Here is a 23911-nt window from a genome sequence, read left to right as displayed (position 1 = left end):
GATCTATGAGCAATTCATTTGTTCATTGTAAAAAATATATTGTTAAAAAAGCATACAGCTTGTTATAGCATGACTGTGCATGATGAGCCATGCTATTCCTTAAATACGCAATCGCTATTTCTTGCGGCGTGAACTGTAGCCGCGTTTGGCAAGTTCAAGTTTAGCAATCATGCCTTTATGCACTTCATCCGGACCATCAGCCAAACGCAGTGAACGCGCCTGCGCAAAGAAACCGGTTAATGGCGTATCACGGGAAACGCCTGCACCGCCGTGAATTTGAATCGCCATATCCACGACTTTTTCCAACACGCTTGGCGCAACCACTTTAATGGCAGAGATTTCTGTCAACGCTGCCATATTTCCCAAAGTATCCATTTTATAGGCAGCGTACAGCGTTAAAAGACGCGCTTGGTCAATAGCGACACGCGCTTCGGCAACCCGTTCCAAATTACCGCCTAATTTCAAAATTTCTTTACCAAATGCAGTGCGGCTCATGCCCCGGTCAATCATCAATTCTAGTGACTTTTCCGCCGCGCCAATACAGCGCATGCAATGATGAATACGGCCTGGGCCCAAGCGTCCTTGAGCAATTTCAAAACCTTGGCCTGCACCGCCAATAAAGTTTGCCACTGGCACACGGACATTGTTAAAACTGATTTCGCCGTGACCATGCGGCGCATCGTAATCGCCAAATACCGGCAGCATGCGTTCAATTTTCACACCTGCAGTATCGACAGGAACCAGCACCATAGAATGCTGATGATGACGGTCTTTGGTTTCATCTGGCGTATGCGCCATAAAGATGATGATTTTGGCATTAGGATCGCCTAAACCAGAAGACCACCATTTACGGCCATTCAAAACAATTTCATCACCGTCGACAACTGCCGTTGCTTCCATATTTGTTGCATCTGAAGAAGCCACAGCAGGTTCTGTCATACAGAATACGGAACGGATTTTCCCGTCCAAAAGCGGTTTCAGCCACTGCTCTTTTTGAGCTTCTGTGCCGTAGCGCCAAATTACTTCCATATTGCCGCTGTCCGGTGCATTGCAGTTAAACACTGTAGGCGCAATCAAGCTGCGTCCAGAAAGTTCAGCAATATGCGCATATTCTTGAACAGATAAGCCTTGACCCAGTTCAGGGCACGGCAAAAACATATTCCAAAGGCCGGCAGCTTTGGCTTTGGCTTTTAATACTTCAAGCTCTGCGGGCCATTGCCACTTGGTCCAGTCTCCGCCTTGATTCAGTTCATGGACTTTATGCCAGAAATCTGTTTCAACAGGTTCAATTTCATTTTTAATGAATGCCTTGGTTCTTTCAATATAATCCTGTGCGCGTGCTGATAACTCAAACATGGCATGATCCTTTTATTTTAAATATTGTGTAATTCGCTATTTACAACACCATAACCTGAAAACTATTATGAATAAAATGATTTAATTTTATAATTCAATATGAATACAATTCATAGCAAGAACCAAATGGATCTGGGTGTTTTTCACCGTATCGACATCAATTTATACCCGCTGTTCATTGCTGTTTATGAACAGAAAAGCATTTCTAAAGCAGCTCAAATCCTCTGCATTACGCAATCTGCAGCCAGCCATGCGTTGCAGCGCCTGCGGCAGCACTTGCAGGATGATCTGTTCGTCCGTGCAGGCAGCAAAATGCTTCCAACGCCTTTCTCTGAACAGATTTACTTTTCGATTAAAGACGCCTTGTACGCCATTCAAAACGTCTCGATGCAAAATCAAAGCTTTGATCCCAGCATGGTGCAAAGCCTAAAAATTGCCCTGCATGATGAAATTGAACCGCTGATTTTTCCCAAGCTTGTTGAACATTTTCAGCAAAGCCAATTCAATATTCAGCTGTCCAGCATCAAATTGGACCGTAAAAATATTGCAGCCGATCTGGCCTCCCAGCAAATTGATTTTGTCATTGATTTAGAACAAAACTTTGGTGAAAAAATTCAATTTCAAAAATTGCAGCAAGATTATTTTGTTGTTTGTTCTCAGCAGTCAGAAATGAATGAAGCCCTCTATCTTTCTTCCAAGCATATTGGCGTTTCATCACGGCGTACAGGCGTATTGGTAGAAGATATTTTCCTTCACCGCAAACAGCTGTCGCGGCAAGTTATTTTGCGCTGCCAGCATTATTCAACCGCTTTGCAAATTTTAGTTCAGCAGCCCAGCGCTGTTTTGACCATCCCCAAAAATCTTTTAGCGAATTTACAAGTTGCCGATTGCTTAAATATTTTTGAAGTTCCCGTTGAACTTCCGAAAATTACGATGGGTATTTATTGGCATAATGATATTGAGAAAAATGAGCGTCATCATTTTTTGCGAAGCGAAATTATAAAAATTTTTGCTTAGGCTATTTTAATTGCATGATTAAGGATTGCTTAGGCTATTTGATTCCTGTCAGTTTTAAAATCAGCCTCCCGGATAAAATTCAACCAAAACATTGATTAATATTTAATTTTAAATCGTTAGCTGTTTATTTAGCCCATCAATGCATCACGTTTCCTTTACAATAATGTTTCTTAACAGCTCCAACTTTTGCTGAATTTATTTGATACGGATCAATAAATTCAGCAGCTTTTTTTATGCTCGAAAATTTATCACCCGGCTGGCTTATTGGCCTAGGCATCGCACTGTGCCTCATCGCTCTATTTCTATTTCATAAACTTTACGTTTTCCTGACTGAGCTTTTCCGTCCATTCAAAAAAGGCAAATCTTACTGGTGCCGCGTCATCGCAGTCAGTGATGGCGATACCCTGACCTGCACACGGCTGAATGTCCGCAGATCGCAAACGAAACTGCGTTTTGCCTATGTGGATGCCCCTGAATCAACACAAAGTTATGGCAAAGAATCACAGCGTGTCGTTAAAACTATGGTGTATAAAAAGCTGGTGAGGGTGAAAATTACTGATATTGACCGTTATGGACGATGTGTCGGCGTGATTTACCGCTATCGGCGCAATGTAAATGAAGAAATGGTCAAACGCGGCGCTGCATGGGTCTATGAAGAATATATTCGCGATAAAAAACAGCTGCAGCACATGAAGTCCTTGCAGGATACAGCCAAAAAGCAAAAGAAAGGCCTGTGGAAAGATAGCCGTCCAATGCGCCCTAAAGAATATCGGAAATTGAATAAGTAAAAGCTGCAAAGCCTTACAGCCCGCCTGCCATGCATTTCGGGCTATTTTTATCAGGACATTTTCACCCAGCCTGATTAATTTAGCCCGTCACGTTTGCAGCATTTTTATCATTTCGGCTGCATCAGCTTCTGTACGCTTGCATTGTCGTTCTGCTGAAACAGCTACATCGATTTTTTAATATTTAATGTATTTTTAGTACTGCAATCCCCTTTTATTATCTTGAATATTATTTTTAATCAGCGTACAGTTTCAATAAATTAGTTACCCTAGTTAACTACAATGAATTCAAGATTAGGCTTCCGCGCTTCCCTCATGCGCTGCGCGCGCATGTTCAGCGATGAAGTGAATACCATATTGCTCCCTTACCAGCTTAATTATTCCCTGTGGCAAGTCATGTTTGTCATTCAGGAAAAGCAAGGCTGCACGTCCATAGAAATCGCTGAATACTTGAATGTATCTAAGCCTTCTATTGCAAAACGCACGCAGATACTGGCTCAGCTAAACATTGTATCTCAGGTGCAAACTGAAGATAGACGCCAGAAAAAGCTGGTTCTCAGCCCTTCGGGACAAAAAATGTATTTGCAATGCGCAGCAGAAATAGATCAATTTGAACAGCAGCTGATTCAGCATTTAAATCAGCAGGAAATTTTACGCAGCGTGCAGGTTCTTCACCAAATCAGCAATGCGCTTGAGGCTTCTAAAGCGGGTACAAACCATGAATGATCAAGCCCCGCTGTGGACAAGAAATTTTGTTCTGGTCAGTTCGATTAACTTCCAATTGGTATTAATATTTTATCTTTTGGTTGTGGTTATTGTCGGTTATGCCGTTGCTGAATTAGAAGCAACAACGGCTCAGGCAGGCCTTATTTCCGGCTTATTTATTGTCGGCACATTGGTCGGCCGTCTGCTGGTTGGCCAATTTCTAGAGCATTTTGGCCGAAAAACTACCTTAGTTGCAGGCCTGATCGGCTTCTTAGTTTTTTCTTTCATGTATTTCATTCATTTTGACGTAGGCATGCTGCTGCTTGTACGGTTTATGCATGGCTTTATGATGGGTATCGCGTCTTCTGTCTTGGGCACCATCATTGCACAAATTTTACCGCCAGCGCGGCGCGGTGAAGGCATTGGCTATTACAGCATGAGCAGCACGCTGGGAACGGCTATTGGTCCATTTCTTGCAATCTGGATGATGCTGCACATTGGCTATAATGCAATCTTCATTGTGTCCAGTATTATTGCTGCCAGCTGCCTGATTGTTGCCTTATTGATTCAAATACCGAATTTGCCGCAAACTGAAGCAGCGCCAGTCAAAGAAGATGCTGTCCAACGGGCAAAAACCAGCTTAATGTCTCGCTTTATAGAACCCAATGCGTTGCCTATTTCCATTATTATGCTGCTGGCTTCCATCTGTTATTCAGGTGTATTGTCGTTCATTAACTTTTACGCCAAAAAAATTGACTTGGTTGAAACGGCCTCTTTTTTCTTTCTGACCTATGCAATTGCAATCTTGATTTCCCGCCCAATTACTGGCCCGCTCATGGACCGCAAAGGCGCCAATATCATTATGTATCCTGCATTCGTGCTTATGGGCATCGCTCTGATTTTACTCAGCACAGCGAACAGCGCTTGGGGGCTTTTACTTTGCGCAGCGTTACTGGGCTTCGGCTATGGCAATATTCAATCGGTTTGCCAAACCATTGCTGTTAAAAGCACCAGTATCGAGCGCATGGGCTTTGCGACTTCAACGTTCTTTATTTTCTTAGATGCTGGCCTAGGCTTTGGCCCCTACTTTATTGGCAAATCTTTAGATTATATTGGCTATTCAGAACTGTATCTATACAGCGCTCTTGCCGCCTTTGCTTGTATTGCGGTGTATTTCCTGCTGCATGGACGTCATGTAAAACCAAGTGCTTAAGCTGTCTTAGCGTCTTTTCACCGAATACCGCCGGCTAAAATGCCGGCGGTATTCTAACGGGATAAGCCCATTTTTTTGTGAAAAAATCGGCGGAACGAATACATCACGCGCACCAATATTCAAATTGAAAGCGCTGATGATGATCCTGTTTTTTTAGTATTACTTAAATACTTTAAAACGCGCAGCATCATCCATATAAGTTTTGGCTTTGGCTTCACCTTCTACAGAGCCAAAGACCAGCTGAGCACGTAATTTCCAGTTTGCCGGAATATCCCATTCTGCATGTACTTCAGCATCTACAATTGGGTTGTAATGCTGCAGCGAAGCGCCTAAACCCTCTGTATGCAGGGCTGTCCATACAGCGAATTGAGCAATTGCCGTTGAATGTTCTGCCCAAACAGGGAAGTTTTCTGCATATGATGGAAACTGTTCCTGCAAACCTTTCACCACATCCATATCTTCAAAGAACAATACAGTGCCTACACCGGCCGCAAAGCTTGCCATTTTCGCAGTGGTTTTTGCGGCGCTTTCTTCATCTTTGGCATAAGATTTTAATTTATCTGCAACCAAGCCCCAGAACTTTTCGCTTTCGCCATTAAATAAAATGACCGCACGGGATGACTGAGAGTTAAATGAAGAAGGGCTTTGCTTAATTGCAGTTTGAATCAAATCAGTTAAATGTTCCGGTGTGTGCGCTGCATTTTTGCCAATGGCATAAATTGTACGGCGCTGTGTAATTTGATCTAAAAACTGATTTGACATAAATATTTCCTGGGCATTGCCATTCATAATGAAAGCGGCTCTCTAAACTGCACATCTGATTAAATATTGAGATTGCGCAGCAAGGCCGCTGATAAAACACTTAACCTTATGCAATATCAATTCCAGATTCCAGCTGAAAAAGAAGGATTCTTAACCATTTGATAAATTTTTAAAGCATATTTTCCACTAAGCTTATGCAATATCAGCATAAACGATATAAAAAATCCCCCAGATATTGGAGGATTTGATCAGGACATTTTTTAATCCAATGCTTCACTAAAAAAAGCAGAGAGATTCCAAATGCTGCATTGGATATGCGAACTGAAGTTCAATCAATTAGAACGTTGCCTGCAGCACTTTCGCAGACACTTTGCCTTTCCACAGATCACGCAGCACCGGCAAATAGAATTTCTCGCCAAGTTCGACCAATTCTGCATCAATCAAGCCATGCACTTCGTGCATAAATAAATAATCTAAATCTACCGTAGACAGCATCGAATGCATTTTAGAAAAATCTTTACGCTTTTGCTGCGCCTGCTTCACTAAATTGTCAGCATATTTTCGGTCTTTGTACTGCGCAATCGCATTTAAACGCAATTCAATTACGCCCCATCCGCTGAGCAGCAATTTGAAAACTTCAAAATCCTTGGTGGTCGATTCCCAAGTCATTTCTTCCAAGTTTTCATTCTCTGGCAGCACTGGAAGCATCAGCTCCATAACGCTTGGAAAAATTTTCTTAAAATTTAAGACAAATTTAACAGGATGTTCACCCGGATAATCCTTAAATTGAACTTTCTTTTGAACATCTGTTAAATAAATTTCGAACATTGAAAAACCTTATATAAAATACTGTTTTGTATCGTTTTATTATTTACCTCGCATAATGAATGCAAAATAAAACCAAAATCGAAACAGTGGGAGAAATGTATTCTAACAATTTTGACAGTTTATTCAAAGCCACTTGAAATATAAAAAATTATGTGGATATAAACTATAACCAACTGAGCCTTACAACATCAATTCCGCCCACAATTTTTTTTCTCTCACCTCTATATATTTTGCTTTTCGGTTTTAAACAACACTGACTAGCGCTAAATTACAGCGCATGTAGTTCATTCAGCACCATCTTTAATGTCCGAATCGCTGAAGTGCGAAAAATAGGATCAGTACCATCAGAAGAACAATGGGTATCCGTCCAAGCAATTGCGGCAAGGCATTGAATACCAACATAGTATAAAAATTTTCGTTTAGGCACTGTCTGCTTATATGTACATTCCCAGCCCTCTAAAACGGCATTTCTCAAGCCTAGTTCAGAAAAATCAATGTTTACCCAAACGATTTTCGCTAAATCATAGATAGGGTCCCCTATGCGGGCTGCTTCAAAGTCGATAACCCCTGAAATTCGATTATCATTGCCCACAAGAATGTTGCGCCCGATATAGTCACAGTGCAGTAAAGTAAGCTGTGCTGGCTCACACAAGGCTGTATCATATTGGCACAATTCATCCAGTTGGGAACTAAATTCTTGATAATCAGATGATAATGGATTAATACGAGTGACCCATTTTGAGATCATTAAATCTAACTGTTTATTCCATAATGCGGAATGCGTTGATAGGCCATCTCGATCTTTCCAAAATTTCATATTCAATAAATCAGTTTGCGGGATTTTATGATGAAGATCGCCAAGAGCTAAACCTATGTCATAAAATAAAGCATTTTTTTGCGCCTGCGTGCAATTTTGCAATGCTTGATCAGCTTGCATGCCTTCAATAGCAGTCATGCTAATCACAGACAAGCCTTTCCATTCAAATTGATCCAATACATTTGGGGTTAGCGGAAAATCTGTGAGGGCTTCTAATATTTCAAAGTAACGGTCATTAGCAGTCTTGTTTTCAGTTATCTTGATAAAGACTTTTCCTTGAGGGGAATACCCTTCATATACAGAAGATCCATTTCTTTGTGTGACTAGCTTTAATTCTGTTGTCTGAATCCTATTCTTTAAATCAGATAAATCTTTCATGCTTCCCAATGAGTTCAATACTGTTAATAAAAACTATTCTAAAGCAATACAACTTCCTATATTTATGAATATTTTATTTTTACATTTCACGTATGAGCCGTTATGCAAAAATCAAATTCAAATCGTTGTAAAATTCCTCCAGCTTCAAGAAATACTAAAAAACCGGCTTATTTCTAAGCCAGTTTTTTAGTATTTGATATTTTATTACCCAATAATAGAATACGGAAAAAAGTACGTTAATAAAGCTTGGAGATAATGTCTTTTCTTCAATATGATGATCGAACATCCATTAAAGCCAATATATCAAATCAAAAGATATTCACATTGGACTTCATCCGATATTATTTGCACCTTTTTATTTCGCATTTGCTGAAACCATTTGTTCTGGGCGGACCACTTCATCAAATTGCTGCTCAGTCACCAGTCCAAGCTCTACCGCAACTTGTTTTAAAGTCTTGCCTTCTTTATAGGCCGTCTTTGCCACCTTGGCTGCATTTTCATAGCCAATTACAGGGTTTAATGCGGTCACCAGCATTAAAGAATCATGCAGGAAATGATCAATTTTTTCACGGTTCGGCTCAATGCCTATAGCGCAATGATCATTAAAGCTATTGCATGCATCACCTAACAATTGGATAGACTGCAGCAGGTTAAAGGCAATTACAGGCATAAATACGTTTAATTCAAAATTGCCCGAAGCGCCTGCGATATTGATGGTTGTATCATTGCCCATCACTTGCGCAACCACCATTGTCATGGCTTCACTCTGCGTTGGATTGACCTTGCCCGGCATAATGCTCGAACCCGGTTCATTTTCAGGAATGCGCAGTTCGCCAAAACCGCAGCGCGGTCCGCTAGCCAGCCAGCGGATATCATTGGCTATTTTATTTAAGCTGGCCGCCAATGTTTTTAGCGCGCCAGAAGCAAACACAGCAGCATCCCGGCCCGCCAAAGCTTCAAATTTATTTGGCGCAGTCACAAATGGCAGACCTGTCAAACTGCCAAGCTGCTCTGCAGCTTTTACTGCATAATCAGGATGCGCATTTAAACCTGTACCGACAGCCGTACCGCCGAGCGGCAACTCATAAAGGCCTGACAAGGCTTGGTGCAATCGCTTTAAGCCATGATCTAACTGAGAAACATAGCCGCTGAATTCTTGCCCTAAGGTTAAAGGCGTTGCATCTTGCAAATGGGTACGGCCAATTTTGACAATATCTGAAAACGCTTTAGATTTTGCATCCAAAGTATTGCGCAGCTGTTCTACTGCAGGAATCAGTAATTCATTGATTTGCAGGCTGGCCGCCACATGAATAGCCGTTGGAAATGAATCGTTTGTCGATTGCGCACGGTTTACATGGTCATTAGGATGTACGGGCTTTTGCGAACCGAGCGGATTGCCCAGCTTTTGGTTGGCAATATTGGCAATCACTTCATTGCAGTTCATATTGCTTTGCGTACCTGAACCCGTTTGCCAAACCACGAGTGGAAACTGTGAATCCCATTGCCCTGAAATTACTTCTTCAGCAGCGCCCACAATATACTGCGATAATTCTTGAGGAATCTGATTTAATTCTGCGTTGGTCATCGCGGCCGCTTTTTTTACCAGCCCCATTGCGCGGATCATAGGGCGCGGCAGCCGTTCACCGCCAATCTTAAAATTTTGCAGACTGCGCTGTGTTTGTGCGCCCCACATTGCTTCGCTTGGCACTTCCACTTCACCCATTGTGTCGTGTTCAATACGTGTTTGCATGTTGCAACCTCATTTCCTTGTTTAAGACCTGGCTCTGGCAAAAACAGCTTGCTTTGGCTATTTCCTGCAGTTTATGCAAGATTGAAACAATTGTAAATGATAATTATTTTCAATAAATACTGTGAATTCAAATGACGCTTATTCATCTTTTGAATCAGCTGTACTTATCTTTTTATGCTTTTTCTGAGGATTTATCCAGCCATAGCACTATTTATATTTTGCAAAAACCGGCCGCTTCAGAGTCATGTTACCCATATCCACCTGCAGCCGGCCTCTTCATGCCGCTTCTGTAAATTTTTGATTAAACGCAAATAAGCCAATAATATGCCCTGAACGCCGTAACAGCTTATTGCCCGCGTAAAGTCATTTGATAAAACCGCCATTCATCTTCTAAAGTTTTTTTCAAACTATGCTCTGGCGCCCAATTCAGTATTTCTTTCGCTTTTTCCGAATGGCTTCCCAGCTGGTCAAATTCAGCATAAGGGTAATATGGCGCATCAATAGTTTTAATCGGACTGTAAGTGACTTCAGCAATGAGGTCCAAGAGTTTTTGAATCGAAATCAATTCACCGGAAATATTAAACGCTTCACAGGTATGCTCTTGGGTATCTAGCCAATTCAGCGCCAATAAAACAGCCTTACAGGCATCCAAAACATGCAAAAAACTGCGCTCTGCGGTATGGTCTGCCGTGTTGGCCTGCTTGCGCAATTCTATAAATTCGCGCTGCAGCGCCCCCACCTGCATGGCTAGAGGTACAATATTTTTTGGCAGAGGCGCAATGAACTCCCCTAAAACACCATGTTCAAATGCGCCAGCAATATTGCTTAAGCGCAAAATAGCAATTTTCCATTCATTGTCTGTACGCGCTGTATCCTGGATAATTTCCTCAACCATCTGCTGTGATTTAACATAGGGATTTGGATAGGCATAATGAAATGGCATATCTTCTTTGAGATCCGCTGAAGACTGTCCATATACGGCTAAACTGGACAGGTTCACCAAATTCCGCACTCCTGTACGCTGCATGGCGCGCATTAAGCTCATAATACAGCTGACATTATCATTATAATATTCCAGCGGTTTCAGCACCGACTCTTCTAGTGATTTAAACCCTGCTGCGTGTACGACGGCACGGATTGAATACTGCTCGAACACTTTGTTTAATGCAGGCGTATTGCGGATATCAATTTTAACAAATGGCACATACATGCCAGAAATGTATTCAAGGCGTTCTAAAATCTGCAAATTAGAATTTGATAAATTATCGACAATAATGACTTCTTGTCCTTGTGCCAACAGATTTAAAGCAATGTGCGAGCCTAAAAAGCCTAATCCACCAGTCACTAAAATCATTGTTTAGGTACTCCTTATATTTATCAAGTATTTACATCCAATTGGTGTAAATTTTGCGTTACCCCCTACTTATCTACAGATATTAAAAGCAAAAAACCGGCTCATAATTTATCTTGAGTCGGCCAATACGCAAGAGCGTTATAGTTTCATCTTATAGCTTTAGAATATCGCCTGTGTGCAGTTATGGTTATCAACTGTATTTTGTTTATGACAAAAAATACTTTGATTTCGGCATCAAAAAACCGCCATATGGCGGTTTTTTGATGCCGCTCAAGAAAGCTTATGCATTCTTTGTCCGGACTAAATTTAAAAAGTGGAGATGCCTCTCGTATTGATCAATGATATCTTGCAAGAGGTCTTCTTGTGTCCAATCAATAATATCGTAATTCTGGCCGCCTTCTCTTAAGAATACCTCGGCCTGATAATCATGCAGTATTTCTTTCGGATCCATCATGAAGCTTGGTGTCTTCTTTTCCTGCGCAACTACTTGATAAATAAAGTTCATTTCATCCTTATGATTGACTCTCAGCTGCAAGCCAGCATCAATATTATGAATAGATACATCTAAATGGCGGCGTTTAAACTCTTTCTGCAAATTTGAAAATGCTTGCCTTACAGTTTGATCAATATACTGTTCAACCTCTTCACGCGTATGCGGATAATGCATGATAAGCCCTAAACGCTGCTGCCAGCTTCTCGGGTTTTGGATTGCTCTTGGGGTAATGCGCGCTTCTTGCAAGGCCTGCATTTTAGTCGCGTCTAAGTGCAAGGCTTTCACCAAACCCCAGCAAATCAGCAACATTACAAAGGTAAATGGCAATGCGCTTAGCATTGTTGCTGATTGCAGTGCGCCTAAACCGCCTGCAAATAACAGAACAATGGCGAGCACAGCCATTAAGCATGTCCAAAAAAGCCGCTGCCATGCTGGAGAGTTTTCCGATTTAGCCGTTAAATAATCTGTGACTAAAGCGCCCGAGTCTGCAGATGTCACGAAGAAGAGCATGACCAAAATAGTCGCCACAAAACTCATGACGCCAGAGAAGGGTAATGTATTTAAAAACTCAAAGAGAGCAACAGACGAGTCTCGCTGTACTGCAGTAATCAGTGAGGTATTTGCTTCATTTAAAATGCTGTATAGCGCGGCATTCCCCATAACCCCCATCCAGATAAGGGTAAAGCCGGTCGGAATGAGTAAAACCCCCACAATAAACTCGCGGATCGTGCGGCCTTCAGAGACTCGTGCAATGAACATGCCCACAAATGGCGACCATGAAATCCACCACGCCCAGTACATAATGGTCCAGCCGCCAATCCAGCCATTCGATTGATAGGCATATAAGTTAAAGGTCATATTGAACAAATTTGAAAAATATTGACCTGCATTTTGTATGGTGGTTTGCAATATAAAGATGGTTGAGCCAGCAAAAAATACAAACAGCAGCAGGATTAAGGCTAATCCCAAGTTAATTTCTGATAGCCGCTTAATGCCTTTATCCAGGCCCATAAAAACGGACAATGAAGCCATACCTGTGACAATGACAATTAAAATAAGCTGCGTGGTCAGCGAATATTCAATACCAAACAGATAATTAAGGCCTGAGTTAATTTGTGTCACGCCAAAGCCTAATGTCGTTGCAACACCAAATACTGTTCCAATCGTCGCAAAGGTATCTACGCCATCACCAATCGGGCCATAAATTCTTTTTCCAATTAAAGGATATAAAGCGGAACGGACTTTTAAAGGCAAATTGTGTCTATAGGCAAAGTAAGCTAATGCTAAACCAACGATTGTATAGATAGCCCAGGCATGTAAGCCCCAATGGAAAAATGTCACGCGCATGGCTTGCTGTGCAGATTGAATCGTTTCAGGATCGCCTGTAGGCGGTGAAGCGTAATGCATGACTGGCTCTGCAACGCCAAAAAACATTAAACCGATGCCCATACCCGCAGTAAACAGCATGGCGAACCATGAACTGTTGCTGTATTTGGGCTGACTATGATCTAAACCCAGTTTAATTTTGCCCATGTTTGAACAGGCAATATAAATAAGCACAATTAAAAAGATTGCTACGGATAATACGTAGAACCAGCTAAATGAGTCTGTAACCCATTGATTCAGCTGTTTTGTTATTAAGTCAAAAGCATTGGGAGCCAAGAATACAATGGCAATAAAAATACCAATAATAACAACAGTGCTGATAAATACATTTGGATTCACATTGGAATACCATGACGGTTTCAATGAAGACATACCTTCCCTATTCCGTTTTATTTGTAAGACAGATCTAAATTGATCAAAAAGATATCCGCTAGATGCGGACAGAAACAGGCTTGTCGTGATGAGTGCTATCGCTTTTATTCTCATTTTTAGACAAATATTTAAAATATTCGCCTAGATAAAATGAAAAAAGTGAGCCTGACTCAATCAAAGCCACTGCTTAGAATCTGTACATGTTATCATATTTTTAGATACATAATTTAATTTTAAGCAATAAATCAAATTAAGGATCATATCAAAGCAAGATAAAATCTATATTTTTATTTTATTTATCAATATCTTACATTCATACGTGTTTTCTGAAATCTTATTGTGATTTTTATCAGATATTTGATGATTTTTTCTAAATTTTTCTAAATGCACAGTTGTAAAAAAACCACCCGAAGGTGGCCTTTTCTAGCAAGCTGGATCGCCTTAGCCTGTTGATCAAGTCAAGCTTGAGCTGTTTTTTCTCATTCCTTCTTCGCAGACCGATTTAACGGTCTACCCCCATATGCAATTTATAGTTTACTGTTCTATTATTGCGTGCAGTATTTCGCATTTGATAGATCTGAATCAAATAATTGCCGGATTCTGGCAATTTGAGCTGTCCTGCTGTACCTGTTGCAGATCCAATCACTAAAGCTTCTGCTGCACCTGGTTTATCACCCGGAGCATATATGTTAATTTGAGCAAGATTACCATTACTTGTAAGCTTATAATTTAAAGTCTGCCCCGCCTTAGCCCGCAAACTGTACTGAACATCATCATAACCCTTAAATGAGCCTGCAACGGTAGTGCCAATAGCGCCTTTCGCAAATTGAATGGGTTTGACAGGCGCGGCAAATGCACTCAGCGCGGCTGTAGACAAAGCCAAGATTATTGAACCCACTAAAGTTATTTTTTTCATCTCTGATTGCCTTTCTCAACCTAATATATATTTAAAAATCACCTGAAATTATAAATTTCATCAACGATTTATTATTCATATCGTATTTAGTATTAGGCTCTTTTTCCATATTCATTTGTTATCGACTTACTAAAGAACCATCTAAAGGCGGTCTATTTTTACTTCAGCAATCTGTATCGTTTATGCGGAGGTATTTTTAATTCGAGCATATGGCCGTGCAGCATATAAATCAGTTAAGGATTCAGTTTCGTGAATGCTGAGCTATGTATTCTGCGCCATGTTTGGCAAAACATAGTATGTCTTACAATGCCGGTCAGATGATTTCTTTGAGAAATCAGGCTTGCTACTCTGAATTGAGCTTTGCACATGCATCGATTTGCTGTTACAGGACTTATTTTAAACGTACATCGCGTACCCATTTGCGGAATTCTTTTACAATTGGGGTTCGGGCAAAGAATATGATGAAATGTTTATAGCCTATATGCTTTTACTTATTCAGCAGACTTCCAATTTAACTCAGAAGCTATGACTCAGAGCATTTTACATGGTCCATCTCATGGTTTTGAAAACCATCAATATAGTGCTAAATTTATAATATACAAATATTTACAATGGAATAGACGTGGGAAAACTGGCAGTATTAGATATTCTTCAGCAAAAAATTATTTTCATTCATACTTCCAGTGGTGAAATAGAATATACCATTGAACAAGCTGGCCATGCGGATGGCTTGCAGATGGATAAAGCCAATGGATACTTGTATTGGACGGATATGGGGCCGAACCGCAATGGCGAAGACTTCTCCCACCCTGACGGTGCAATCTACCGTTCAAATCTGGATGGCAGTGCAAGAGAACTGCTGATCGGCAATGGACAAATATATACTCCAAAACAATTACGACTTGACCTAAAAACACAGTATTTATACTGGTGCGACCGTGAAGGCGCCAACGTCTGCCGTGCAAAAACCGATGGCAGCCAGCTGGAGAAACTGGTTGAACGCGATGATTCCCCCAACTATCCAAAGAATAGCCACGACCAGTGTGTCGGCATAGCCATTGATAAAGACCGTGACCATATTTATTGGACACAAAAAGGGCCTAAAAAAGGCGGTAAAGGCAGGATTTTCCGGGCTGGCCTCAATATCCCTTTAGGTGAAAATGCTTTAAACCGCAGTGATATTTTGACATTGCTTTCTGATTTGCCAGAGCCAATTGATTTAGAGATAGATAGAGCAAACCGAATTCTGTACTGGACGGACAGAGGCAGTGAACCCAATGGCAACACTTTAAATTGTGCAAACATTACAGATGAAGGATTAGAAAATCATAAAATACTGGCAAATGGTTTCAAAGAAGCTATCGGCTTAGTATTAAAGGACTCTCATATTTTTGTTTCGGACCTTTCTGGCTGCGTATATCGCATCAATTTAGATACTCTTAAAAAAGATGTGATTTATTCTGGCGGAGAATCACTTACAGGTATGGTTATTTATTAATACATTTTGATGAGTGTGGTTTAGAAACCCTTATTTCTAAACCACTTTTTATTAAAAGACCACTTAGAACGAACGTCTAGCTCTAAAATACAGTTCAAATTGACGGCCAGATCATCACCATGCAGAAGCTCCCAATAATTGAATCATTTTCACGCCGTAACTCCTGAAATGAAAAATACGGTTTATGCACATTTATTCGATTGAAAATTTTAAACCGAGTTAATAATGCTCTTGCATAAAACTGTGTACTGCTAGAGGTTAATCAGAAGTATGCGAAGAAGAAGAAAAAAAATACGATTGTATGCATTGATATAAAATCAGGAAAATCACCAACCAGGTTCTAATGTTCAAAATACAATTTATAAATTTGGCAGAACCTAAGGCAAAGACAATACGCTATGCATCTATTTTTATTTAATTTACAAATTTTATTCGCAATTAATTTAAGGCACCTGCATAAAGCTGATACATTAAAATTACATAAAAAAGGAGTCAATGCCAACGATGAAAACTAAGCATTTTATTCTCAAATTAGCAGTGAGCTGCATATTTTTAGGTTCAACATACGCAATTGCCTCACCTGCACTCTCCAATAACAGTACAAATCAAATCTTAGATCTTCCCGCTAAAGCGCCAGGTACAATCTTATCTATACAAGCACAAGATACTGATTTATTTACCAATGCCTCACAGCGATTCTTAATCAATTACCGCAGCCGCGGCGTACAGTCTGAACCAATCGTGGCTTCAGGATTTATTTTACTGCCTAAAGGAAAAGCGCCTAAGGGCGGCTGGCCAGTCCTCGCTTGGGCTCATGGAACAACCGGTGTAGCAGATACTTGTGCGCCTTCTAATGACTTTGCCGGCGGACCCGTTCATGTCTATCAGCAAATAGCTGCCAAAGCGCTAAATGCGTGGCTGGCGCGCGGTTATGCCGTTGTTGCACCTGATTATCAAGGCTTAGGCACTCCTGGCGGGCATCCTTATATGAATGCACAAAGCCAGTTGCATACTGTAGTGGATGCTGTCCGCGCAACCCACCTTTTAAAGCCTTATCAATTCAGTAAAAATTGGTATGTCATGGGCCATAGCCAAGGTGGTGCAGCATCTCTTGCTGTTGCAGCATTTGGCCCGAAAGATGCTCCTGAGCTGAATCTGCGCGGTGCAATTGCGCTGGCTCCAGGCGGCTATCAATATGAAGGAATTGCTGAATATGTGGCAACCCAAACTAAAATTGATCCAAGTGTTGCGGCATTTTTTCCTATCGTTCTTCTTGGTGCCGAAGCGGCAGATCCCTCTATCACACCGACAAATTTAGTTAGCCCAGAAATGGAAAAAGTCCTGGACTATGCCCGTAAACGCTGCTTATCTGAATTGCAATCTGATCTAAAAGAAGCGCCTAAAACTGTTTTCAAATCTAATGCTAATTTGACGCCTTTGACAAATTATTTAAAAAAACAGTCTATTGATAATATGACACCCAATGTGCCTCTTTTACTTGTACAAGGCGATAAAGATCAGCTAGTCGATTACCGCGGAACCTATGCTTACTATCAACAAGTATGTAAAGAGCGAAAGCCGATGGCGTTTCACCCTGTCAAGAATGGAGATCATCGTGACTCTTTAAGACAAAGTGAATTCCTGATTGGGGACTTTATCAACTCCGTTGAGCAAGGCAAACCTGTAAATACCTGCAGCGCTAAATGAGGCTGTAAATTGAAGGATTAGCAACCCTCAAGAATAAAGCCATTCTAGTCTTAAAAAACCTAGAATGGCTTTGATTCATACATCAGCTTATCAATTGGACTTTAAATTGCTCAGATAAAATCTACTTAACTCGTTCGATATGGATGACATCAATATCTGTAGGCTTTACTCGATGAGTATCAACCTCACCAACAACATGAACACGATCACCAGCTTTTAATTTTAAAGGGCGCCATAGATCGTCATCTACATCTAAGATGATCGTACCTGTTGAGTCTTTAAGCTCAAAATCATCACCTGAAATATGTTTTGAGATTGTTCCTTTTAAAGTCACGCCAGTTTCATCAGCTAATTTTTTTGCTTGGGCAATGGTGACCACATTTTTTTCAGCTTCTTTTAAAATTACTGCATCTGACTTCGCATATGCGGCACCACTCAATAAAGAAATACCAGTAATTGCAGCTAAAAGTAATTTTTTCATTTATTCGACTCCATTTTAGGCTTCTCAAATTAATAATTTATAAGTCAACTCATTGCTTAATTGATACTTAGGTACTTTATCTCGCATTTTCAAGTGTAGAAAATGCATTAATTTAAAAGGTTTCATATATAAAGCCCATATTGCAGGCTTATATCAATCTTTATCTAGGGTATGAGGTATTATCGTTTCTTCCTTATTTTCATCATTGCGATCATTTTTTTGACACGCTGATAATTCAATTGCTGCTACTTTACTTAATCGCGAGTGCTTTCATATTTAGGCCTATGTTTAATTAAAACTCTACACTATCAAAACAGGATTTTTCATGTGTTGGATTTATGCAAAATTTATTATTGAATACTTTTTAGCTCGAACCAGATAATTCAAATTTTTAGTTGAAAGTCTTTTATAAGCATTCACCAATTTTATACTGCAACTCTTCTTTGCATAAGCAGCGCCGCTATAACCGCGTACAAATGCTTTCATATGACATTTAATACTGCAGCATTCCGCGAATCACTTTCGATGACTAACGGCTGGTTTGTGTGGTCATATCACTTTCCTGCAGGCAATAAAAAACCGCCACTCGGGCGGTCAGTTCTTTAGAATCAGCTCGGCTTCCTTTGTCCAACAAGCTGATCAACCAGTTCATCAATTTTAGTATCGGTGCTGCGCCATTTATTTAAAGCCAAGCCGCCTTTTCCTTTCAGTGCGAATTCAGCTTCCGATACAATTCGGCCTTCATTCATCAATGTAAACTTAGCGTAGCTCATATAAGTCACAAAATCCCAAGAGCGCAAAGCTGTATAATTCATTGTTGTTTCACAGAAAGCCGGTTTTGAGTTTTCAGGATAGAAGCGCGCATTAATCTTATATCGAGCAAAACTGCGCGCTACAGACTGATCAAACCCGTCTATAGTGACTTTAGGATTTGTGATTACGCAAATCTGTTTAATCTTTTGAGGTTGAAAGCCTTCACTGTTATTTACTTGGATTGATGTGCAGCCAGTGACCGCAATGGCAAGTGCGCCTGATGTTAATAATTTTTTCATGTTACCCCCTTAAAACAAGGCGATAAAATACTTATTTTATGATTAAAAGTATATATAGCTAACAGAAAAAGCACCCTAAGGCGCTTTTAATATATTATGAATCACAGCTTCCACAGCATAAGCCCAGCTTGGTATCCAGCACCCAGTGTCCACAAAACAATAAGATCCCCTTTTTTAAGCATTCCCTTATTCAGCCTGCTTGCATAAGCTATAAATAGGCTATTCGCCCCTGTATACCCATACTGATCCCCAACATATTCAATTTTCTCCCAAGGGATATTCTTTTTCTCTTGAAGAATATCAATATTCATCTTTGTAAACTGAGAAAGCAAAAAGCATGAAATATCTTCCAGCTGCAGATTGTGCTTATCTAATAATTCATCAAGCGCTTCGGCCGCAAACTCTACACTTTCGATTCCGCTAAATGCAGCCCAATGAATTTTTTCATTTGCACTCTCACCGCAAGAAAAGCCCTTCGGAGGCCAAACAATAGTATCTTTGAAACTGCTGTCTGTTTGATAGGTGCGATCGATCATGCCTGATCCAGATTCATCTGCTGTTTTTTCCAAAATAAGCGCAGCAGCAGCATCACCGACGATACTTGAAGGGATTGGCGTATCCTCACTGCCAATCTTGCTCAATTGGTCAGCACCGACCACTAAAGCACGCTTATAAGCCTCTTTAGACTGAAGTAAAACTGACGCCTGCTCTAAAGCTAGAAACATACCCAAACAGTTCGCATTGACATCAAAACACACACAATCTTTTTTGATTTTTAAAGCTGAATGCAGCCACAATGCATTGGTTGGAGATAAGTATTCCAGCGTTGTTGATGCGAAAATAATAATATCAATATCGCCATTCTGAATATTATGCTTTTTCAATACTTTTTCTGCAGCGCTAATTGCCATGGTAAGCGCATTTTCTTCAGCATCGCCTATTACATATCTCTTATCCCGGCCCACTTTTTTTAATAATTCCGGCATCTTCTCATTTTCTTTGAATCGTTCAAGATAGTAGTCATTATCACGGATCATTTCAGGATGATAAATATCCACTGCAGCAATATTCAGAGAGGGTTTTTCTCCCCCTTTAGTTTCATAAATAATATTCATTTTACTTCTTATGGTTCTGATTAATTGAGATTTATTTATATCGAATTTAGAGTAATTTTCAAGTATTAAAAACCAATCTCATACAGATGACCCAGTATAAAAATACACTCAAAAAAATATGCAATTCGCACGGCGCCTTGTACAGTTTAAAATATAAATTGATGCTGCCGTGCAATGGCATCGCTGCTGGATGATAGGATCGGGCTCAGACAATGACGTTGAATGCCGTCAAACTGAAATGCGCCACATAAATGAACCTAGACGCGTCATCCAACTTGCGCCCAAGCTTATCGCGGACCTTCTTCTGATGCTGTAGATTTGAATTGAAATTTACCTTCATGGCCATTTAAATATTTGTCTTATTGCTGCAATAAGATTTCTTCGGCTTCTAAGTATTTTTTTGGCTGTTGGCAATGGCTTGTTTGTTGGTTTTCCCAAAAATAATCATTTTTATTCATGAATTGCGCCCATTAAAAAAACGCCCCGAAGGCGGTTCTATTCAGAAATCACTCAATCTTATAAGTAAATTTTGATTGATCAGGCTTTTTTTCCATGGTTAGCCATACTTGGCCATTCCTTTTATCGCCATATAGATAAAGCTGATAATGCAGCCAATGTGTACCAAAATCATCAAAAGTGCGCGACCATTTTTTGATTTTATACCTTCGTATTTTTCCATATTCGGATTCCAAACTTTGATCATAAAAAAGCACACTATCAATTCGATTAGAATGGACTCTAGCAGAAATATATTCAAAGATTGAGACTAAACAAAAAATGATGACTATCCCACAAAGAATATTTTTTTTATATAAATATTTCATAATATTATAAGTCGTTTTATTTATATTTTTTGAATCTTAAATATATCAAATCATCTCCACCACTTCCATATAATAAATTCCTAATTTTTTTCATAATTTATGACAATCACCATTAACCTGAAAAAGAAAAACCCCGCCAATATCTAGATTTAAGCAGGGTCTTTGTGCCGTAATACGTCCGGCAAACTGGAGAACTTTTTAATTAATCTAATTAATCATTTTTTCCACATTTACGGCATATTTGTATATATCCGCAGTCAGGATCGTAATCAAATTCATATTCATGAATGCAAAATAATTTACGAAGGAAATAGATCATAGCTTTCTCCTTAATCTCGATTATGGGATATGAGAGGAATTATCATTAGATGGGCTATCTAGCCTCCCTAAATAATTAATAGGGTTAATTTCACTTTTTTAAAGGCATCAAATTCGAGGGAATTTGAATCTGGGGCCAGCCGAATTCATTTTTAAACCGATTAAAGGGTAAAAACAGCAGGCAAAAAAATACCCATCTTATGGGAAGACGGGTATATAAACTTTAAATTTTTTTCGTTGGTAGCGGGAGCTGGATTTGAACCAACGACCTTCGGGTTATGAGCCCGACGAGCTACCAGACTGCTCCATCCCGCATCAACGAGGTGCCTTTATACGCCCTTCGCACGAACAAAGCAAACTTTATTTGAAATATAGCCATTTACGGCATAAATTAAATAAAAAGTGTCTTAAAATTAACCAACTCCCGCTTCTGTTATAAAGCTTGGATGTAAAGCTTTGTATGAACTCAATCTTCTTTTTTCATTTTCCAAAAATAATTTAGGCTCTTCCGACCATACCGACTTTCTTGAATCAAGGCCAGAGTGGCTTAAAGCCCAATCAGAAACGGTGCCATACACAAACGTATTATCGGCGAAAACTAATTTTGTCTTCCTGCCCACGCTGCTTACAAAAACTTTATGTGTTGGCAATGACCCAAATGTACTCATTTGAGTACATAGGTATTTATAGATTTCAGACATAGAATAAGGTACTTGAACGACAAGCCCATTATACCATTTTAATCAGTTAAAAAGCTCAAAAGCTTCGCGGGGCGAGGCGCTGCTGACAATCACGTCAGCCTTATTCAAGATCGTTTGAATTTTAGCCTGAAGATAGAGTTATTCGCAGAAAGGTTGATTTAAAAACCAATGATCCAGATATTATGAATCGAGAATGTCTCTATAAAGCAATTTTACTTAACATTATTATGACTCAAGTTGGAGATAGCCAGCCTCGCTTTATAATAGAAGGCCTGGAGAATATATACAGCGGCTTTAATGCTGCATTCCAAACAAAATCCACTCTATGTAGGTTTTTTACCTATTTGTCTTTATAATTCATTCATCAATAACAGCAAGACAAAACCATGAAAATAAAAATACTCAGCACTCTGCTCATTACTTTGACAATCACCGGCTGCCAAAAGCAACAGGCTGAGAATCCCGCAGAAAATCGCACCGCTAAAACCCAATTCGAAAAATCAGATGTGATTATCGGCAACTATCTGGATAGGCTCGATAACCCAAACACACCTAAAGCAGAGCAAATCAATATAATCTGCAAAGATTACCCTGCAGAATATAAAAACTATTATATGCCTGCTTTGTTGCAGCTGCAGCCTCATGACTACACAGAAACAAAGCTACTGAATGACCTGGATATGGCAGTGAACTACTACAAAGAAAAATTAAACATCGGCTGCAGTTAAAGGTTAATTCACTTGATAAAAAAACCGAGAATTTCTCGTTTTTAAAGATTAATGCAATTTATTCAGCAGCACATCCATAAGGGATGCTTTGAATACTTGGCCATGCTTTAAGTTGGGATAAATCAAAAATTTTGCATCAATACCCTGCTCATCAAAATTCGATAGTATTTTTCTGTTTTTATCAATGCCGTTCATATCAAAATTTGAACTTTGCTTTTCGCCATCATTCATTGAAACATCGCCTTCCATCAGCAATACATGCTTCTCAGTCGGCGCTTTAATTTTAACAGCATGAATTTTATCCATCATTCTATTATCGGCCCATGACAGTGATGGACTTGCTGCAAAATAATGACTGAAATAATCCCCTGCCAGCAAGCTGTCCAATACAAATAGGCCACCATATGAATGACCCCATACAGCTCTTTTATTGGCATCCAATTTAACGTTTTGCTCTACCCACGGTGCAATGTTATTTAAAAGCACCTTTCTAAATTCCGCACTGCCGCCGCTCATGCGCTCAGGGCTTCGCGGATCAGGTTCCGGTTTACCTGCAGCCATATCTGCTGGCGTGTAGTCTAAGGATCTCGAAGCAGATTCAAACGGCAAGTTTGTCTTATAGCCTATAGCAACCAACACAGGCGAATCATTTTCAGTTAAGGCTTTCAGTAGTGGATCATTCAGATGAGACATCACTGCGTTGCCATCCAGCATGAATACAGCAGGCAACTTTTGTTGAATATTTTGATTGGTCTTGGGGATACCTAGCCAAACTTTGTATATCCGCTGCTTATCGTTTGATGCAAACTCTTTGACTTTGAAACTGTAATATTCGGAGCCCAATTCTGCAATATTGGCGCCAAGCGGTTTGATTTCCGGTTTTGCATGTGTCGCAACATTCATCCCCATGGCAAAAACGGCAGCCAATGAATAGGCCATTATATTTTTTAAGCAAAGAGTCATTGTTCAGTTAATTTCTAAGTCAGTTGCCACATACTACAAGTTATTAATTATCATTATCAAATGATAATTAATAACTTTACCTCAATATCAAAGCGTAACCATTTTCTTCTATTCATCATTTACTCGGGCGAGTACCATATTATTTATAGGCAATTTTTATTGGAGTAATTTATGCTTGAATATACATTCATTACAGCCATCATTTTACTGATCATTGTCCTGCTTATAATTTTTTATACAAAGAAAAAATAGCCCTGCTCATCTATCTTTTAACGATTCTGTCATCTTATCCAGCTATGCTGTGTCTAAGGTTTGCAGGCTAAGCAAACCTGCAATAACTAAGTAACACCTATCTCACCCTATTTTATATAGGGTTTTATTTTTGGAACGGA

21 protein-coding genes and 1 tRNA gene are annotated in these 23911 nt (G+C 39.8%); 7 read left to right on the top strand and 15 right to left on the bottom strand.

What is annotated here, in order from left to right:
* Positions 1-114: 114 nt before the first annotated feature.
* Positions 115-1356 carry an acyl-CoA dehydrogenase family protein gene (locus tag F941_RS07435; protein WP_005009662.1) on the bottom strand — a complete coding sequence of 414 codons (1242 nt, stop codon included), beginning with the start codon at positions 1354-1356 and terminating at the stop codon, positions 115-117.
* Between the two features lie 99 nt (positions 1357-1455).
* Between F941_RS07435 and F941_RS07430 the strand changes: the two genes are divergently transcribed.
* The 4 genes from F941_RS07430 to F941_RS07415 all read left to right on the top strand — a co-directional run bounded on the left by F941_RS07430 (position 1456) and on the right by F941_RS07415 (position 5076).
* A complete protein-coding gene (locus tag F941_RS07430) occupies positions 1456-2373 on the top strand; it encodes a LysR family transcriptional regulator (protein ID WP_005009660.1) in 918 nt (305 codons plus the stop codon).
* 233 nt (positions 2374-2606) lie between these two features.
* On the top strand, positions 2607-3161 hold the full coding sequence (locus F941_RS07425) for a thermonuclease family protein (RefSeq protein WP_005009658.1): 555 nt from the start codon (positions 2607-2609) through the stop codon (positions 3159-3161).
* Between the two features lie 312 nt (positions 3162-3473).
* Complete coding sequence (locus tag F941_RS07420; protein ID WP_005009655.1) at positions 3474-3884, top strand: MarR family winged helix-turn-helix transcriptional regulator; 411 nt, start codon at positions 3474-3476, stop codon at positions 3882-3884.
* Positions 3877-5076, top strand: coding sequence for an MFS transporter (locus F941_RS07415; protein ID WP_005009653.1), 1200 nt, complete (start codon positions 3877-3879; stop codon positions 5074-5076). Before F941_RS07420 ends, F941_RS07415 begins: the two co-directional genes overlap by 8 nt.
* Positions 5077-5235: 159 nt before the next feature.
* On the opposite strand, the gene F941_RS07410 is transcribed toward F941_RS07415, so the two are convergent.
* The 7 genes from F941_RS07410 to F941_RS07375 form a co-directional block, all read right to left on the bottom strand.
* A complete protein-coding gene (locus tag F941_RS07410; RefSeq protein WP_005009651.1) occupies positions 5236-5838 on the bottom strand; it encodes a nitroreductase family protein in 603 nt (200 codons plus the stop codon).
* Between the two features lie 336 nt (positions 5839-6174).
* On the bottom strand, positions 6175-6666 hold the full coding sequence (locus tag F941_RS07405; protein WP_005009648.1) for a hypothetical protein: 492 nt from the start codon (positions 6664-6666) through the stop codon (positions 6175-6177).
* A 268-nt stretch (positions 6667-6934) separates the two neighbouring features.
* Positions 6935-7861, bottom strand: a complete 927-nt coding sequence (locus F941_RS07400) for a phosphotransferase family protein (RefSeq protein WP_005009647.1) — start codon at positions 7859-7861, stop codon at positions 6935-6937.
* Between the two features lie 355 nt (positions 7862-8216).
* Positions 8217-9611, bottom strand: coding sequence for a class II fumarate hydratase (fumC, locus tag F941_RS07390; RefSeq protein WP_005009645.1), 1395 nt, complete (start codon positions 9609-9611; stop codon positions 8217-8219).
* A gap of 346 nt (positions 9612-9957) precedes the next feature.
* Entirely contained in the window at positions 9958-10965 is a 1008-nt protein-coding gene (locus F941_RS07385) for an NAD-dependent epimerase/dehydratase family protein (RefSeq protein WP_005009644.1), read from the bottom strand.
* Positions 10966-11245: 280 nt separating this feature from the next.
* Positions 11246-13216 (bottom strand): BCCT family transporter, encoded by a 1971-nt coding sequence (locus tag F941_RS07380; protein WP_005009642.1) that lies wholly within the window; start codon positions 13214-13216, stop codon positions 11246-11248.
* A gap of 502 nt (positions 13217-13718) precedes the next feature.
* The gene (locus F941_RS07375; protein WP_005009640.1) at positions 13719-14132 is read right to left on the bottom strand and encodes a hypothetical protein; all 414 of its coding nucleotides are present in this window, start codon (positions 14130-14132) and stop codon (positions 13719-13721) included.
* Between the two features lie 622 nt (positions 14133-14754).
* Between F941_RS07375 and F941_RS07370 the strand changes: the two genes are divergently transcribed.
* Together F941_RS07370 and F941_RS07365 are read left to right on the top strand one after the other, a co-directional pair.
* On the top strand, positions 14755-15630 hold the full coding sequence (locus tag F941_RS07370; protein WP_005009634.1) for a YncE family protein: 876 nt from the start codon (positions 14755-14757) through the stop codon (positions 15628-15630).
* Positions 15631-16134: 504 nt separating this feature from the next.
* Positions 16135-17337 carry an alpha/beta hydrolase family protein gene (locus F941_RS07365; RefSeq protein WP_005009632.1) on the top strand — a complete coding sequence of 401 codons (1203 nt, stop codon included), beginning with the start codon at positions 16135-16137 and terminating at the stop codon, positions 17335-17337.
* 121 nt (positions 17338-17458) lie between these two features.
* On the opposite strand, the gene F941_RS07360 is transcribed toward F941_RS07365, so the two are convergent.
* The 6 genes from F941_RS07360 to F941_RS16210 all read right to left on the bottom strand — a co-directional run bounded on the left by F941_RS07360 (position 17459) and on the right by F941_RS16210 (position 21828).
* Positions 17459-17818: a NirD/YgiW/YdeI family stress tolerance protein gene (locus tag F941_RS07360; RefSeq protein WP_005009631.1), complete on the bottom strand. Its 360-nt coding sequence runs from the start codon at positions 17816-17818 to the stop codon at positions 17459-17461.
* A 608-nt stretch (positions 17819-18426) separates the two neighbouring features.
* Positions 18427-18870: an Sbal_3080 family lipoprotein gene (locus F941_RS07355; RefSeq protein ID WP_005009628.1), complete on the bottom strand. Its 444-nt coding sequence runs from the start codon at positions 18868-18870 to the stop codon at positions 18427-18429.
* A gap of 101 nt (positions 18871-18971) precedes the next feature.
* Complete coding sequence (locus F941_RS07350) at positions 18972-19985, bottom strand: 3-oxoacyl-[acyl-carrier-protein] synthase III C-terminal domain-containing protein (protein ID WP_005009626.1); 1014 nt, start codon at positions 19983-19985, stop codon at positions 18972-18974.
* Positions 19986-20541: 556 nt separating this feature from the next.
* Positions 20542-20664, bottom strand: a complete 123-nt coding sequence (locus F941_RS16825; RefSeq protein WP_018572489.1) for a hypothetical protein — start codon at positions 20662-20664, stop codon at positions 20542-20544.
* A 701-nt stretch (positions 20665-21365) separates the two neighbouring features.
* Positions 21366-21442: transfer RNA gene (locus F941_RS07340), tRNA-Met, on the bottom strand.
* A 98-nt stretch (positions 21443-21540) separates the two neighbouring features.
* Entirely contained in the window at positions 21541-21828 is a 288-nt protein-coding gene (locus tag F941_RS16210; RefSeq protein WP_081400537.1) for a hypothetical protein, read from the bottom strand.
* Positions 21829-22214: 386 nt separating this feature from the next.
* Between F941_RS16210 and F941_RS07335 the strand changes: the two genes are divergently transcribed.
* Positions 22215-22556, top strand: a complete 342-nt coding sequence (locus tag F941_RS07335; protein ID WP_005009621.1) for a hypothetical protein — start codon at positions 22215-22217, stop codon at positions 22554-22556.
* 48 nt (positions 22557-22604) lie between these two features.
* Here F941_RS07335 and F941_RS07330 read toward each other — a convergent pair whose 3' ends face one another.
* A complete protein-coding gene (locus F941_RS07330; protein ID WP_005009620.1) occupies positions 22605-23495 on the bottom strand; it encodes an alpha/beta hydrolase in 891 nt (296 codons plus the stop codon).
* Between the last annotated feature and the right edge of the window lie 416 nt (positions 23496-23911).

It is taken from the genome of Acinetobacter bouvetii DSM 14964 = CIP 107468, from assembly GCF_000368865.1.
GTDB classification, from domain to species: domain Bacteria; phylum Pseudomonadota; class Gammaproteobacteria; order Pseudomonadales; family Moraxellaceae; genus Acinetobacter; species Acinetobacter bouvetii.
Note: the sequence above shows the minus strand (reverse complement) of the source record. Positions and strands in the feature narration are given on the sequence as shown.